6 protein-coding genes are annotated in these 16,827 nt (G+C 66.8%); 4 read left to right on the forward strand and 2 right to left on the reverse strand.

Features of this window, described 5'->3' with window-relative positions; translation table 11 throughout:
• The first annotated feature begins 45 nt into the window (after window positions 1-45).
• The 3 genes from D4Q51_RS08110 to D4Q51_RS08120 are packed head-to-tail and all read left to right on the forward strand — an operon-like array spanning window position 46 to window position 10,765.
• Window positions 46-1,773 carry a ShlB/FhaC/HecB family hemolysin secretion/activation protein gene (locus D4Q51_RS08110; protein WP_120077242.1) on the forward strand — a complete coding sequence of 576 codons (1,728 nt, stop codon included), beginning with the start codon at window positions 46-48 and terminating at the stop codon, window positions 1,771-1,773.
• Window positions 1,770-7,706 carry a beta strand repeat-containing protein gene (locus tag D4Q51_RS16030; protein ID WP_120077243.1) on the forward strand — a complete coding sequence of 1,979 codons (5,937 nt, stop codon included), beginning with the start codon at window positions 1,770-1,772 and terminating at the stop codon, window positions 7,704-7,706. The genes D4Q51_RS08110 and D4Q51_RS16030 overlap by 4 nt, the downstream gene beginning before the upstream one ends.
• Window positions 7,706-10,765, forward strand: coding sequence for a CHAT domain-containing protein (locus tag D4Q51_RS08120; RefSeq protein WP_240624631.1), 3,060 nt, complete (start codon window positions 7,706-7,708; stop codon window positions 10,763-10,765). The genes D4Q51_RS16030 and D4Q51_RS08120 overlap by 1 nt, the downstream gene beginning before the upstream one ends.
• Window positions 10,766-10,789: 24 nt before the next feature.
• On the opposite strand, the gene D4Q51_RS08125 is transcribed toward D4Q51_RS08120, so the two are convergent.
• Together D4Q51_RS08125 and D4Q51_RS08130 are read right to left on the reverse strand one after the other, a co-directional pair.
• Window positions 10,790-11,674, reverse strand: coding sequence for an acyl-CoA thioesterase (locus D4Q51_RS08125; protein ID WP_240624632.1), 885 nt, complete (start codon window positions 11,672-11,674; stop codon window positions 10,790-10,792).
• 80 nt (window positions 11,675-11,754) lie between these two features.
• Window positions 11,755-14,466, reverse strand: a complete 2,712-nt coding sequence (locus D4Q51_RS08130) for a TonB-dependent receptor (protein WP_120077244.1) — start codon at window positions 14,464-14,466, stop codon at window positions 11,755-11,757.
• Window positions 14,467-15,028: 562 nt separating this feature from the next.
• Between D4Q51_RS08130 and D4Q51_RS08135 the strand changes: the two genes are divergently transcribed.
• The gene (locus D4Q51_RS08135; protein ID WP_420807530.1) at window positions 15,029-16,786 is read left to right on the forward strand and encodes a class I adenylate-forming enzyme family protein; all 1,758 of its coding nucleotides are present in this window, start codon (window positions 15,029-15,031) and stop codon (window positions 16,784-16,786) included.
• Window positions 16,787-16,827 lie beyond the last annotated feature (41 nt).

Genomic DNA, 16,827 nt, shown 5'->3' on the forward strand with positions numbered 1-16,827 from the left:
CGCAGACTTGCCTCGTTTCTCCTTGCGGCAAGTTCACTTGCCGTAATGGCGCCTTCCGCATGGGCGCAGGACGTGCGCCCGCCGACTCGGGAGGAACTTACCGGTCCGCAGCAGCGCCCCGAGCAGCGGCAGGACACCACGCTCACCATCGACGGGCAGATGGAGCGCCGCCCCTGCGCGCTGGACCAGCCCGACTATGCCGGCCTTACCCTCACGCTGAACAGCGTCACCTATGTCGGGGCCGATCGCGCCGCCGATGTCGCCCTGTCACGGGCGCACGAGGGCTACCTTGGCCGCGAACTGCCGGTTCGCGCGCTGTGCGACATTCGCGATCGTGCCGCTGCGCTGCTGGCGGACGCAGGCTATCTCGCCGCCGTCGAGATACCGGCGCAGAGCCTCGGCGAGGGCAATGCGGAAATGCGCGTGGTGCTGGGCCGCCTCGTGGCGGTGCGGGCGCGCGGCGATACGAAGGGCGCGGAAGCCGTTCTGTCCTCCTACCTGCAACGGCTGGTAGGCCAGCCGGTTTTCAACGTGAAGGAAGCGGAACGCTACCTGCTGCTGGCGAACGACGTGCCCGGCATGGAAGTGCGCCTGTCCCTGCGCGCGGCGGAAGGCGGGCAGCCGGGCGACCTGGTTGGCGAAGTGGCTGTGCTGCGCGACAACTTCGCCATCGATGCCAACGTGCAGAACTGGGGCAGCAAGGCGCTGGGCCGATTTGCCGGACTGGTGCGCGCCGAAGCCTACGGGCTGACGGGCCTGGGGGATCGCACGGCGATCTCGTTCTTTTCAACGCTCGACTTCGTGGAGCAGCAGACGCTCCAGATCGCGCACGACATGCGGCTGGGCGGCGAAGGGCTGACACTGGGCGGCTCGCTGACGCTGGGCTGGACCGAGCCGGACGCCCTGCCCGGTTTCGAGATCGAATCCGACACCGTGCTGGTGAACGTGGAGGCAAGCTATCCTGTCCTGCGCACGCAGGAGGCATCGGTGTGGGGCGCCGCCGGGTTCGACTATATCGACCAGGACGTGGATTTTGCAGGAACCGGGCTGGCGCGCGACCGCGTTCGCACGGCCTACCTGCGCAGCAATTTCCTTTTCGTGGACGAGGACTCCATCCAGCGCCGCGGCGGCTACACGCCATACGAACCGCGCACCCGCCTGGCGGGCCTCGTGGAACTGCGGCAGGGCCTGGACGTGCTGGACGCTGCCGAGGACTGCCGCCCCAACCTCGTCGCCTGCACCCTGAACGGTGCCGTGCCGCCGGCGCGAATCGAGCAGGACCCCACGCCCACTTTCGTCCGCGGCGAACTGTCCGCCGAATATCGACCGGTGCCGCTGCTGGCGCTCAGCTTCGATCTCGATGCGCAGTACAGCGCGAAGCCACTGCCCGCCTTCGAGGAATTCGCAGGCGGGCAATATTCCATCGGGCGCGGTTACGATGCTGGCGCGGTTATCGGGGATTCGGGCATCGGTGCCCGGTTCGAGCTTGGCTACGGCTCGCTGGCGCCTCAATCGCTCGAAGACCTCGCCATCCAGCCGTTCGTCTTCCTCGACTATGCCCGCGCTTGGAACGAGGACCCCAGCCTCGCCGCCGACAACAGCGAGGAACTGCTGTCAGCCGGGGCAGGCGTGCATTTCGTGCGCGGCGCGAACATGCAGGGCAATTTCGTCGTCGCCGTGCCGCTGCGCACGCTGGATTTCCAGACAGAGCGCAACGACGTGCGCCTCCTCTTTTCCATCACTGCCCGCCTGCACCCCTGGAGGTCGTCATGACCAAGTCCGCCATCCATGCCCGTTCCGCCCTCCTGCGGGGCTGCGCTCCTGCCGCGCTGACGCTGGCCCTGCTGGCGGCTCCGCAGACTGCCGGGGCGCAGGCCTACAACGCAACTTTCGAAGTGGTGCAGGGCAGTGTGACCGTCGATCGCAGCCAAGCGACGTTCGACCGGATCGAGGTCGACGGCTTCGACGCGGTGATCGACTGGTTCCCGAACGAGATCAACGGCGCGCCGGAAATTTTCCTGCCGAACGGCAACACCGCGATCTACACAGGCGCTCCTAACGCCGGCGGCTTCGCCATTCTCAATCGCATCCAGCCCACGCAGATCGCGGCGCCTGCCGAATTCGCGGGAACGGTGCAGGCTTTCCTCACCAATGGACAAGGCACCCCCATTGCGCCCGGCGGCTTCGTGGCCTTCTATTCGCCCACTGGCATCCTCGTAGGCAGCACCGCGGTATTTGAAGTGCCGCAGCTTATGCTCACCACCAATGCGGTGGATATCGCCAGCTTCACCGACTTCGCGACCGGCGCTGGGCCGCTGCTCCTTTCGGGCAACAATTCGTCCATCACCATCGCGCCCGGTGCCAGCTTCACCGGAACGCCGGAGGGCAGCTTCTTCATCGTTTCCTCCACCAATATAGACATGGCGGGCGATGCGTATTTCAACGGCTCCACCGCCTATGTCGGCGCGCTGGAAGCGCAGCTGACGCACAATTCCGGTCTGTTCGACATCATCATTCCCTTCGCCAGCGGCAGCGAAGGCCAGGCGATCAGCCACACCGGCAGCACGGGCGGGCCCGAGAGCAGCGGCGCGGGCGACAACCATATCATCTATGGCGTCACCAGCTCCGTTTCCGATACCTCCGTGGGCGTATCCATGCTGTTCAGCGGAAACCTGGGCTTCGACGTGGCGACCGGCGCCACCGTTGCGGGCGGAGAGATCATCCTGTCCGCCAATTACAACGTGACCGGGCGCGAGATCGATGGCGGCCTGACCGGAGAGGGCGCGGATTCGTTCTTCAACGGGCGCACCGATCCGGGCTTCGGGCCGACGCAGATCGTGCTCGATGGCGTCACCGCCACCAGCGACGTCACCGCGATCAGCCAGAGCGAGACCAGCGTGACGACGAACCTGGGCAGTTCCAGCTTTGCGGGCGATCTCGTGATCGTCGGGCGCAACCAGGCCAGCGTTCGGGCCGGCGCCGGGTCTACGATCAGCGTAGGCGAGGAGCTCTACGTCTCGGCCAACAACTTCGGCTTCGCGGACGGTTCGCAGACCCTGCCCGTCAACGGCGGCTCCGCCAGTGTTTCCGCTTCCACCGATGGGCTCGTCACGGTCGGCGGACGCTCGACCGTGACCGCCAACGCCTACGCCGCCGTGGACTTCAGCGGCGCGTTCGTTGGCGACGCTGCCGGTGGCTTTGCGTCGATCTCGGCAGACGGCGGCACCGTGCAACTGGGCGGCGATACGGTGGTTTCGGCCAGTGCGCTCGCCGAGGTGCAGACAGCGGCATACGAATTTGCCGGGATCTTCACCGGCGGCTTTGCCGATTTCTCCATGTTCTCCGGCGGCACCATCGCCCTCGACGGCGGATTGAATATCTTTGCCACCGCCTTCTCGCCGAACCTGACCGGGGTGAACGCAGGGCTGACCGGCAACAGCCAGGGCGGCAACATCTCCATCGGCGGAAGCGACGGCGGCGGCTTCTTCTCGATCACCAATGGCTTCCTCGTGGCAGATGCCAGCGCGGGCGTGGGTGACGGGGTGGCCGCAGCAGGTGCCGGTCCGACAGCGCAGGGCGGCTCGATCTTCGTCTCCGCCGACGATACCAGCACCTTCTCGGTCGAGGGCGATACCTTGCTGCTTGCCAACGGCTTCGGCGGGAACGTCACCGGTGGCGGGGACGGCGGCGAAGGCATCGGCGGCACGATCGATCTGTTCTTCCTTCCCGCAACGCTGTTCGACGGCGCGCTGGTCCTCGACAGCTATGCACAGGGCGGAACCGGAGAGAACGGCGGCAACGGCACCGGCGGCACGAACACGATCAACGTTTCCGGCCCGGACGGTGTCCTCACCATCAACGGCGTGAGCCAGTCCTTCGCGATCGGCGAAGGCGGGGCTTCGACAGGCGCGGGCAACGGCGGCCTCGGCACCGGTGGAACCGCGCAGCTTTTCCTTGCCCAAGGCGCCCAACTGGCGATGAACGGCGCGGAGATGCAGCTCAAGGTCGATGCCTTCGGCGGCAATGCGGGCGGCGGCGCTGGCGGCGACGCGACCAGTGGCAGCGCACTCGTTTCGGTTGACGAGGCCACGGCAGATTTCGCGGGCACCCTTTTCTTCTCCGGCATCGGCCAGGGCGGCGATTCCATCGGCGGGGCAGGCGGTGCGGGCACATCCAGCAGCGCGTCCTTGCTGCTCCAGATTGCCAATGGCAGCGGCGTATCCATCGGCAACGTTTTCAGCCAGAGCGCCATCGGCATCGGCGGCAACGGCGTATCGGGCGGCGTGGGCACGGGCGGCGCGGCCGGTTTCGTGATCGATGCAAACAGTACGCTCGATCTCGCCAGTGCCAGCATCAATGCAGAGGGCATCGGCGGTGATGGCACGACCGGCAACGGCGGCGACGGTATCGGCGGCACCATTGCGGCGAATATCGACGGCGGCACGGTAACGGCCTCGCTCGACCAGAATTATCGCGCCGCCGGTGAAGGCGGAAACACCGCAACCGGGATCGGCGGCAGTGGCACGGGGGGCATCGCGCAGGTCGCCAATGTGGGCGGCATTATCGACGCACCAGCAGCGGGCCTCAACATCGATGCAGGCGGCATCGGCGGCTCGGCAACTGCCAGCGGCGGTTCGGGTGGGAACGGCACCGGCGGCGACGCGTCGCTGGTGACGGCAAGCGGAGGAAGCAGCACGCTTCTTCGCCTCAATTTCGAGGCGGCGGGCAGCGGCGGCGACTCGCTCGACACGCTTGGCGGCGATGGTCTGGGCGGTCAGGCGACGGCCGTGATGCTGCTCGACTCCGCCTCGCTCGTCGTGGTGGGCGATATCGACCTTGATGCCAGCGGCAGCGGAGGCGACGTGGTGGACGGCGGCGGCACCGGGGGCACCGGCTCGGGCGGCGTCGCCTTCGCTCTCGCCAGCGACACGGCCGACCTGCAGGCAGGCGGTATCCTTGCCATCAGCGCCGAAGGCGAAGGCGGCGTGGGTCTTGCCGGGGGTGACGGCATCGGCGGACAGGCCGCCGCCGGAGCCTTGGCGAACGCCAGCCTGCAGGCAGGCGGCGCAGCCCTGAGCAGCGACGGGATCGGGGCAGAAGGCGGCACCGGCGGCAACGGCACCGGTGGTGACAGCCTGTTGGTCGCAACGACGGCCACGCTCGGCTTTACCGGCCCGGTCGCCCTGTCGGCCCAGGGTTTCGGAGGCGACGAGCCCGGCGGTTCGGGCGCGGCCACGCCTGCGGGCGGCAATGCGACCGGCGGCAGCGCGACGCTCGCACTCGATTCAGGAGCCGCGTTGACCTCCAGTTCTACCGTCGATCTCGAAGCCTCGGCCAACGGCGGCGACAGTCTTGACGGAGCAGGCGGCGCGGCGACAGGCGGCGGTGCCGCGTTCGTTGCGGCGAGCGGAGCGGTCGCGGATATCGCAGGCGCGCTGGGTCTAGAGGTTGCCGCAACAGGCGGCACATCCGGCACCGGCGCGGGGGGGCTTGCCACCGCGGGATCGGCTTCTGTGGCGGTCGACGGCCTCCAAACAGACATTCAGTTGGGCGGCATTTCCATTGGCGGAATGGCCATCGGTAGCGACGGTGGCAGCGCGCTGGGCGGCGATGCCGCTATCATCGTTTCGGACACGGCGAGCCTCTCCGTTGCGGGTTCCACAGCGGTCGATCTTGGCGCGATTGCCAGTGACGCCGTGGGCGGGAACGCCGTAATCCAAATCACCAACGCAGCCGCCAGCTTCGGCGGCAACGTGAACCTCGCCGCTGGGGCCTCCGCGCTCGAAACCGGTGGGACCGCCAATGCGGGCAGCGCCTCCATCGACGTAGTTGCCGGTTCCTCGCTCGATGCCGGGGGCGACATCGGACTCTATGCCGAAGCCGAGGCTGGCGATCCGGTTGGACTCGGTACCGGCAGCGAAGCCATCGGCGGCACGACTGCGATCAGTGTCAGCGGGTCCGGATCGACATTGAACGCCGCAGGCACGACGACGCTCGGCGCTTTCGCGCAAGGTTACAACGGCAGCGATGCGACAGGCGGCACGACAAGTCTCGCGGTATCAGATGGGGGAGACTTCACCAGCACGACTGGCCTGACCATGATCGCCGACGCGCAGGTAGTCCCCGCAGGTGACGCAACCGCCGGTTCGGTGACAATGCAGACTCTGGCCGGTGCGGTGCCCTCTACCATCAGTGCGGGGCAAACCCTCCTTTCCGCGAATGCCACCGGCGGAGCGACCGCCACCGCCGGTATCATCGACGTCCTCGCCATCGACGGATCGATTGCCCTGACATCACTTGACGCGCAGTCGCTGGGGAGCCAGCCCTCGCCCACCGTCAGCCGCCTGCTTGCGGATAACGGCGCCATCACCGTCACCAGCGATCTAGTCGCCGCAATGACCGGCGACCTGGAAATCGAGTACGCCAACGGCGGCACTATCCTGGGGGGCAGCGCGCCGGCCGACCTGACGGCGACGTTCGACATTACCGCGGGCGGAACGATCACGATCACCGGCGACAACGCGGCAGAGCGGGCCTTTGCCGCCAGTTCGCTGAGGCTTGCTACGCGCGAACTGCAGATCGACCCGCAGGCCAGTCTCGGCGGGACGAACGTGGAGATCGTCTCTCTCGACACCGCAGCGCGCAACGTGATCGGCGGAGCGACGCAGGAGGCGGGCTTCACGCTGACGGGCGCGGAAGTGGCCGCGATCACGGCGGATTCGCTGACAATCACGCTGCCAGATACGGCAGATGCCAGCGTGGATGCAGAACTGCGCGACCTGAACCTCGTCGGTAGCCAGGCGGGCGGCGCGCAGGAGATCACCATCGCCAGCGGCGGCGTGATGCAGATCGTCGGCGCAATCCGCTACGATTCTGCGGCTTTCGGGGACTCCCTGACTTTCGTTGCCGGACCCAGCCTGCAGATGATCCTGCCTGATGCCAGTGTAAGCGGGCTCAGCACTGGCGGAGAATTGTCGGGCGGCCTGTCTTTCGTGGCCGACAGCCTCCTCTTCACGACCAGCGACAATCTGGCGGTGATCCTGAGCGATCCCGACGATCCGGCCATTCCCGGCTTGCTGGGCGATTTCACGCTCACCGGCACGAGCGGACCCTCCAGCTACATCAGCGCGGGCACCGTGTCGCTGGCCGCTCTGGAATACATTTACGGCCAGAACACCGGGGATGCCGACCGCTTCGGCGGTATCGAGGTTGCACTTGGCGGCGCGGGATTCTCCGTCAGCCAGATCGACCCGGCATCCGGCGTCCCACCGCTTCGCGCGATTCTCTACGGTCTTGCGTCCAACAGCACGAACGACAGGTTCGAATTCGACGAGGAATTCTTCTTCAACACCGTCGCCTCGGGAATGCTTTCGGGGCCGTTCGACGACAGCGCGACCCTGAACGAGTGCGTGATCAACACGGCAATCTGCCCGAGCATCACCCCAAGGCCGGAGGACACTCCGCAAGGACCGATCCAAAACGAGGTGCTGGTGAGGAACCCCGTTTCCGGAGAGCAGACGGGCAACCCGTCACGCGGATACACCAGCGGATTCGGCGTGGAATTCCCCGGCCTGTTCGACGCACCGCTTATCAGTGAGGACGAGCGGATCGACGATCCCGTCGCCAGCGGCGGCGACAGCGCGCTCTACACGCTGGGCGCGCAGGAGGACGAGAACGACCAAGACGACGAGGGAGGAGAAGAGTGATGCGCCGCCCCGCCCTTTCCACGCGTCCTCTCGCCGCCCTGCTGGGCGTGATGACCGTTGCCACGCTTGCCCTGCCCGCGCCCGCCAGCGCGCAGCAGGTGCCGGTTTCGCTGCGCGATTCCGTGCCCATCGGCAGCAACGGGTTGTGCGAGGCGCAGATCCGTTCGCCGCAACCGGGCGACGGCCTGTTCGACAGGCGGTACACCCTCGTCTGCCGCGACGCCTCCGCCCCCGTCGGCAGTCTCGCCGTGCTGGCCAATGCCAGCGAGGCCGACCTCCTGGCAGAGGCACGGCGGGACGGCGCCACGTGCACCGCCAGCACCGAGGCCACGCCGCCCGCAGGCTTGCCCGGCGCTGCCACCTATACCTGTACTGCCCCCGATAGCGGACTGCGCACGCAGACCGTCATAGGCAGCGCCGATGGCATGACCTACGTAGCGCGCGGCGTGGCGGCATACGGCGATGCGCTGCGCCTGGGGCTGGCAACGCTGGCGAGCGACCGCCTGGTGGAAGGCACCGTCTCCATCCCGCTCACCGAAGCGAGCGACGCCAGCGCCTTCGCCCGCGCCCAGGCGGAAGCGATCTCTGCGGAGAACGCGCTGGTCGAGGCCTATCGCCGCTCCAATGCCGGGGCCTATGCCGATGCGGCGGAGTTCTTCTCCGAATCCGCCCAGAACCTCGATGGCCAGCAGGCCGTGGAAGCGCAGCTCAACGCCGCCCTCCAGCAATCAAACCTTGGCAACTACCTCGAAGCGGCGCTGATGTTCGTGGCCGCCCGTCAGCAGGTGGGCGAGCATCCCATCCTCACCCGGCTTGCCCGCAATTACGAGGCGCTCGATGCGCTGAACAGGGATGCTCCGGCCGAAGCCATCGCCATGCTGGATATGCCGCTGCCCGGCAACGCGAACAGCCTCGATGCCCTGCGCGCCATGCAGGTGAGCGAGCCGCTGGCGGACCGCCTTTCGGCGGAACAGGGCAACGCCATCACCAACGCAACGCGCGCCTTGACCGTGCTGGAGCGGGCGGAACTGCTGGATGCGCAAGGGCAATATGTCAGGGCAACGGCGCTGCGTTCACAGGGCCGGGAGGCCGAGGCCCGCAGCACGCTTGCCGATGCGCTCGACAGCCTCGTTTCCGTTCGCGACGGCCGCATCGTCTCGATCCTGTGGCTGCGCGCGCAGGTCCTGGCCGTACTGGCGGAGATCGACGAGGCGCAGGGCGATCTCGCCGGTGCCGAAGCCCTTTACCGGCAGGCCCTCGACCTGCTCGAAACCAATTACCCCGGCTCCCCCGCCCTGGTCAGCGCGCGCTCGCAACTGGCCGGATTCTTCGCGCGCAATGGCCGCGAGGAGGAAGCGCTGGCCCTTTTCGCGATGCTGGTGGAAGACGGCGACAGCAAGCCGAGCGCATCGCTGCGCCGCCTGCTTTCGCCCTACTTCGACCTGCTCGCGCGCCGATCCGGCGAAGTCGACACCGCCGCGCGCATGTTCGCCGCCAGCCAGTTGCTGCTGCGGCCCGGTCTTGCCCAGACGCAGGCCGTGCTCGCCCGCGAACTCTCGGCCGGCAGCGACGAGGCAGCGCAGCTTTTCCGCCGCTCGCTCAACATCGGCCGGGCGATCGAGCAATTGCGCGCCGATATCGCGCAGCTCGCCATGGACGCCTCAGGCCAGGATGCCGCACAGGCCGCCGAACTGGCGTCGAGGCGCGCGCAACTGGCCGGTTTGCAGCAGACCCAGCTGGAATTGCAGCAGGCGTTGTCCTCCTACCCGCGCTACCGCGTGGTCAGCGACGAGCAGATGAGCCTCGCCGACCTTCAGGCAACGCTTGGCGAGGGCGAGGCCTACTACAAGCTGGTGATGCTGGAAGATGCGGCTTACGCGATCTTCATCGAGCGCGGCACCGCGACCGGCTACCGGATCGATGCCGATGTCGCCGGGATCGATGCCATGGTGGACACCCTGCGCGATTCCATCGCCGTCGAACTGGCAGGGCAGACGATCACCTATCCCTTCGAAATCGGCACCGCGCGCGAACTGTACCAGGCGCTGTTCGCCCCGATTGACGGCCAGCTTCGGCAGGCGCGGCACCTCGTCTTCGAACCCGACGGCGCGCTGCTGCGCCTGCCTGCGAACCTGCTGGTGACGGACGACGAAAGCGTGGCGCGCTACGAGGCGCGCACCGCCGACCCCGACGGCGACGCATTCGATTACCGCGGCACGGCATGGCTGGGCCGCACGGTGGAGATTTCCACCTCGGTCTCGCCAACCGCCTTCCGCGACGTGCGCCGTTCGCGCGCATCGGACGCGCAGGGCGAATACCTGGGCCTCGGCCAGAACCTGCCGCTGGGGCAGGCAGGCTTCCCCTCCGGCACGCGCGCGGCGACGGGGGCGGTCAGCGACAGGTGCCAGTGGGGACCCTCGGCCTGGAACAACCCCATCGCCGCCAGCGAGCTGCGCACGGCAAACCGCATCGTCAGCGCTGACGGCGGCCAGGCCGCGGTGCTTACCGATGCCGAGTTCACCGATACGGGCCTGCTCGCCATGGACCGGCTCGACGAATACCGCATCGTGCATTTCGCCACCCACGGTCTCGTCACCGCGCCCCAGCCCGAGTGTCCGCCGCGCCCGGCGCTGATGACCTCGTTCGGTGACGGGCAGAGCGACGGGCTGCTCAGCTTCGCGGAGATTTTCGACCTGCAGATGGATGCTGACCTCGTGATCCTTTCCGCCTGCAACACGGCCAGCGCGGGCGGCCTCGTCGCCAGCCGCGAGGCGGGGATCAGCGGCACGGGCGATTTCGCGCTCGACGGGCTGGTGCGCGCTTTTGTTGGTGCGGGCAGCCGCACCGTCGTCGCCAGTCACTGGCCGGTGCCGGACGATTTCGATGCGACGAGCGAGCTGATTTCCGGCCTTTTCCAGACGGGCGAAGGCGTCGCCACAACGCGCGCCCTGCGCGATGCCCAGCTCGCCCTGATGGACGATGCCGCTACGTCGCACCCGTTCTACTGGTCGGCCTTTGCCGTCGTGGGCGATGGCACGGTGCCGGTCCGCCGCCAGTAACGGTGCGAGTAGCGGCGCGCGCGGTCAGTCCCGGTCCCCCAGCCTTTCGGCAGGCCTGCCGCCCGTCACGCGCATCAGGTTTTCCTGTGTGACGGTGGCCACCAGGGTGCCGTCCTGCGCGAAGAAGTGTCCGCGACTGAGGCCACGCCCATTGCCGGCCCAGGGGCTCTCACCCGCCAGCAAATGCCACTGGCTGAAATCGGGCGTCGCGTGAAACCACAGGGCGTGGTCGAGACTGGCTATCTGGATGCCGTCTTCTCCCGGCCTCACGCCGTGCGGCAGCAGCGCATTGCGCAGGAACAGGATGTCCGATGCGTAGGCCAGTTGCGCGCGGGCCATGGCGGGGCTGACCGCCTCGCCGTCCCGCGCCCGCATCCACACGGCGGAGCGGGGCGGACGCGGCGTATCGCCGAAGAGGGAAGGCGCGTCGGCAGGCACAACCTCGATGGGCCTCAAACCAAGGTCGCCGATCACCGGCATCCGGCGCAGGTTGCCCTGCGCCTCCTGCCATTCCTCCAGCGCCCGGCGCGCGCTGTCGAAATCTCCGATGTCGGGCGGCGGATCGGCGTGGGCCAAACCGCCCTCCTCGCGCTGCGCCGACACCGTCATCGTCAGTACGTGACTGTCACCCTGCATGGCATCGACGCGGCGGCGGGCAAAGCTGCGCCCAGCGCCCAGCGTCGTCACCTCGTAACGCGTGGCCTCGCGCGCGTTGCCGGGCTGGAGGAAATGGGCGTGCAGCGAGTGCGGCAGGCGTTCCGTGTCCGTCTCAGCCTCGCAGGCCGCCATCAGCGCCTGCGCCAGCGCATGCCCGCCGAACATGCGTTTGCCAACGCCCGGTCCGGGCTGGCCGGTCCAGCGTCCTTCGCCTGCTGCATCAAGGGTCAGCATGTCGGCAAAGGTCGTCAAGGCGATCTCCCCATGAGCAGAAAGCGAAAGGGCCGGGGAACCTGCCCCGGCCCGTCATGCGATAGCGGGAACGGGCGGCCCTAGAAACCGGCGCGAACCGTAATCCCGTAGGTACGAGGCTCCGCAAGATAGGCCGAATAGACCTGCTGCGGCGCGACGAAAGGAGTGTTGAAGGCCACCTGCGTATAGTCCTTGTCGAAGATGTTGTTGGCCCACAGCTCCACCGACCACGCCCGGTCGTCGCCGGATACGCCGATGCGTCCGTTGACTATGGTGAAGGCCTCCTGCTCCTTGCCGAACGCAAGGTCCGACCCGGTGTTGTAGGCCCCCACCGAGCGCGCGTTCAGGTAGACGAGTCCGCGCAGGCCCGACGTGCCCAGCTCCGGCGTCCAGCTGATGGAGCCGGTTGCCGCGATTTCGGGCGCGTTCGACAGGTTGTCGCCCGGCAGCAGGCGCAGCGCGGGATCGAGCGGCGCGCCGGTGTCGTCACCGATCAGGTCGTTCTCGTAGCTGGTATCGGCATAGGTCAGACCGAAGGCCAGCGTCAGGTCCGTCAGCGGGTTGAACGTGGTTTCCAGTTCGAAGCCCTGTGCCACAACGCCCGGCTGGACGTCGTCAGGACTGCACGCACCTGTCGTCGCACTGCCATCCTGGTCGGCACCGCCCAGCGAAGTGCCGCACGAGTTGATGTTCTGCACGAGGAAAACCGAGCCGTTGAAGGTGTTCAACTGGAAGTTGGAAAACTCCTGCCGGAACGCCGCGACGCTGATCGAGAACGGGCGGCTCGTATATTTCACGCCGATCTCGAAGGCATCGACGGTCTCTTCCTCGAACTGCAGGTTCGACACATCGATGGCGTTGACGTTGAAGAACACGGGGTTTGCCAGCGCCGAGCGATCGAGGTTGAAACCACCCGCCTTGTAGCCGCGCGAATAGCTGCCGTAGATCAGCAGGTCCGGGTTGGGCTGCCACGAGAGCACTGCAGTGCCGGTCAGCTCGTCCTCGTCCCGCGAATCGGAGAGCGAAACGCCGTCCAGTTCGGCGGTGGAGTTGCCCTGGCAGGACAGGGCGATGATAGCGCCCGCAAGACCGGCCAGATCCGGCACCTGCAACAGCGGAGACAGCAGACCCCTGTTGGTCGGGCAGATCGTGTTGTCGTTGCCGAAGGTGGCGCTGAAATCCTTCTTCTCGCTGGTGTAGCGAAGGCCCAGGGTCAGGTCGATCGTGTCGGTCAGGTGCACGATGTTGTGCGTGAAGATCGCGAAGTTCTCGCTATCCTGGTCGTACACGTCCCCCGTGCCGCCCAGATCGCTCACCATCGCCAGGTTGTTGATACCGGCGAGAACCAGCGGCGTGGCGGGTCCGAAGGCCGGGTCGCCCACCGTTCCGTCCAGGAAGGCAACACCCGCCCCTATGCAGTTGTCGGCAGCAGGGTTCACCAGCGCGGGGTTGATTGCGAGGGCTACGCGGCAGTTCACGAAAGTGCCGTAGTCCGCGCCGAAGCGCAGGTTGTCCTGCGAGCGCAGGCTCTCGTTGGCGTAGTAGCCGCCCACCAGCCAGTCGAGCCGATCGTTGAAGAGTGAGCCGTTGAGTCGGATTTCCTGCGTGAACGTCTCGAAAGCGCGCGCGCCGCCGAATTCGTCGGGCGCGCGGTAGAGCAGGTCCACCGTGGTGTAGTCGGTGTCCGAACCCTGGAAGTTGGAGTATTCACGATAGCCGGTGATCGATGTCAGCGTGACATCGCCGAAGCTCCAGTTCAGTTCGCCCGAAAGGCCCCAGTCCTCCGTTTCCCCGTCGTAGCTGCGACCGGCGGTGGGATAGATATCGCGGTTGAACGTGTCCTGGCTCAGCGCGCGCGGATCCTGCCCGAGGCCCAGCAGGACGTTCACGATAGGGTTGCTCGTGCTGGTGAGCGCCGGATTGCCCGGCGTGGGCCGCGTGAACGCATCGAGGCCGGGGCTGATGACGGCGAGCGGTGCAAATTCGGGCTGCACGAAGGTAGCGGCGCAGCAGGCCTCGTCCTTCTTGGAATAGTCGGCGATGAGGCGGAAGCTGACGTCGCTGTTCGGCTCGAACAGGGCCTGCGCGCGAACCAGGTAACGGTCGCGGTCGTTCACGTCGACGCCGTTTGTCACATCGTTGTAGAAACCGTCGCGCTTGAAATAGACGCCGTCCACGCGCGCGGCGACCGTCTCGCTAAGGGGTGCGTTGAATCCGGCTTCGAAGCGCATGGCATCGTAGTTGCCGTAGGTGAAAGCGCCGTAGCCGCTAAGGTCGAATTCGGGCGGCGCGGTGTAGATGTTGATGAGGCCCGCGGTGGAGTTGCGCCCGCCGAGCGTGCCCTGCGGACCGCGCAGGATTTCCACCCGCTCGATCGGGCCGAGTTCGGACAATGCGTTACCCGAACGCGAGCGATAGACGCCGTCGATGAAGACCGCGACCGAGCTTTCCAGGCCAGCGTTGTCGCCCACCGTACCGATACCACGAATTCGCGCCGAGCCGTTCGCCTCGTTGCCGGTGGAGGACACCAGCAACGACGGCGCGATCTGGTTCAGTTCGCGGATATCGGTGGTGCCGGACTGCTCCAGCATTTCCGCCGAAATGGCAGAGACGGCGATGGGCACGTCGGCCAGCGACTGGGCACGGCCCTGTGCCGTCACCACGATCACGTTGCCGTCATCGACCTCCTCCTGCGTGGCCTCCTCTTCCTGCGCAAATGCGAGGGAAGGCGTGCCAAGCAAGGCGCAGGCAAGCGCACCATAGGCAATGGACTGACGAAAAACCGGTTTCATAGCTCTCTCCCAACTGAACCTTTTTCTTTGCGAGGTACGCCGTGCACCCGGGGCATGGACGGCCGATTGTTCGGCTCTTTCCCACGCCCTCCTACAGTCGGTACGGCGTCCTTCATCTGTATGACCCCATGTGTGCGCCTTTGTTCGCGCCTAATCAAGTAATTTGAATATCGGGTATCCTGACGAGTTCGATGTGTTACCACCGGGGCACAATTGCCCCCTGCCGCAGGTATCGCGAGCGAGGCAGGGCGAGCTATCCGCGCGTGGGCCGGCGAATGGCTGGAGGCATCGCAGGGCGCTTGACGCTCGCCGCGGGTTCGTGCGCCACGCTTGCAGGCCACCCGCCTGCACCGTGCGTCGACAGGGGGACGGTAGGGCCGAACCAAGAACCTCGCTTCCTGCCAATGCCCGCCTGCACACATACCCGACATTCCACGCAAGCCGCGTAAGATACGCATACGAAAGGCTCCCGCGTCATACCCTGTTTTCAGGATTGGCAATTTCGCCCCTTGCGAATCCCGCCCGCCCATGCCTATCCTCGGCGCCAAGGAGAGAGATGCCCATGACCGAGAAAGGCCCGGAAAGCGCCTCGAGAGAGCGGTGGTCGCCGCCTGCAAACTGGCCCGCGGTGAGCCATGCGAAAGTCCGCGCGATGCTGACCGCGCCCGGCCAGCCGTTCGAGATGGAAACGGTTGCCATCGATGGTCGCCCCACCCGCGTGTGGAAGAATGCCCCGCCCTCGCTGCGCGCCATCGTGGAGGCGTCGCGCGCTCACGGCGATGCGCTGTGCACTATCTACCGCGACGAGCGCGTGAGCTACGAGGCCGGTTTCCGCGCCACTGCCGCCCTCGCCCGTCACCTGCGCGAATGCGGCATCCAGAAGGGAGACCGCGTCGCGCTGGCCATGCGCAACCTGCCCGAATGGCCGGTCGCCTTCTTCGCCATCACCGCGCTGGGCGCGATCTGCGTGCCCATCAATGCCTGGTGGACCGCCGAAGAGCTGGCGTTCGGCCTCGCCGATTCAGGCAGCAAGGCGATCATCTGCGATGCCGAGCGGTGGGAGCGCGTCAGAGCGATCCGCGCCGACCTGCCGGATCTGGAAACCTGCATCGTCTCGCGCGCCGAAAGCTCGCTGGATGGCGCGCAGAGGCTGGAAGATATTCTCGGCACCAGCAACACCTGGGCCGCCCTGCCCGATCAGGACTTGCCCGAAGCCGACATCGCACCGGACGACGATGCCACCATCTTCTACACCAGCGGCACCACCGGCAATCCCAAGGGCGCGCTCGGTTCGCATCGCAGCATCTGCACCAATGTGCTTTCCAGCAAGTACAACCTCGCCTTCGCGCCGCTGCGCCGGGGCGAGATGCCGCCGGAACCGGAGCCGAAAACCGTGCTGCTGGTGATCCCGCTGTTCCACGTCACCGCCTGCTCCGCCGCGATGGTCGGCTATTTCGTCAGCGGGCACACGATGGTGTTCATGCACCACTGGGATGCAGAGGAAGCCATGCGCATCATAGAGCGCGAGAGGGTGAACCTGACGGGCGGCGTACCGACAGTCGCCTGGCAATTGCTCGATCACCCGGCGCGCGGGAACTACGACCTCTCCAGCCTCGAACTCATCACCTACGGCGGCGCTCCCGCCGCGCCCGAACTGGTGCGGCGCATCCACGATGAATTCGGTGCCGCGCCCGGCAGCGGCTGGGGCATGACGGAAACGATGGCGACAGTGACGGGCCATGTGGCGGAGGACTACCTGAACCGCCCCGACAGCTGCGGCCCGCCGGTGGCCGTGGCGGACCTGAAAATCATGTCGCTGGACGGCACCCGGGAATTGCCGGTGGGCGAAGTTGGCGAGCTCTACGCCTTCGGCCCGATGGTGGCGAAGGGATACTGGAACAGGCCCGACGCGACGGCGGAAAGCTTCGTCGACGGCTGGATGCGCACGGGCGACCTAGCGCGGCTGGACGAGGAAGGTTTCTGCTACATCGTCGACCGGGCAAAGGACATGGTGATCCGCGGCGGCGAGAACATCTATTCGAGCGAGGTCGAGAACGTCCTTTACGAACACCCGGCCGTCAGCGACGCCGCCGTGATCGGCCTGCCGCACCGCCAGCTTGGGGAAGAACCCGCCGCCGTCGTCCACCTCGCCAGCGGCGAAAGCGCGAGCGTGGAGGAATTGCAGGAATGGGTCGCCGCGCGGCTGGCCCATTTCAAAGTGCCGGTGCGGGTCGCTTTCACCGAAGACACCCTGCCACGCAACGCGAACGGCAAGATTCTGAAGAAGAATTTACGCGGGTTGTTCAATGGGCCGGGCTGATACGACGGGCGTGTCTGTTCAATTCGGGCAGCCCCCTCGTT

It is taken from the genome of Aurantiacibacter odishensis, from assembly GCF_003605195.1.
GTDB lineage: Bacteria > Pseudomonadota > Alphaproteobacteria > Sphingomonadales > Sphingomonadaceae > Alteraurantiacibacter > Alteraurantiacibacter odishensis.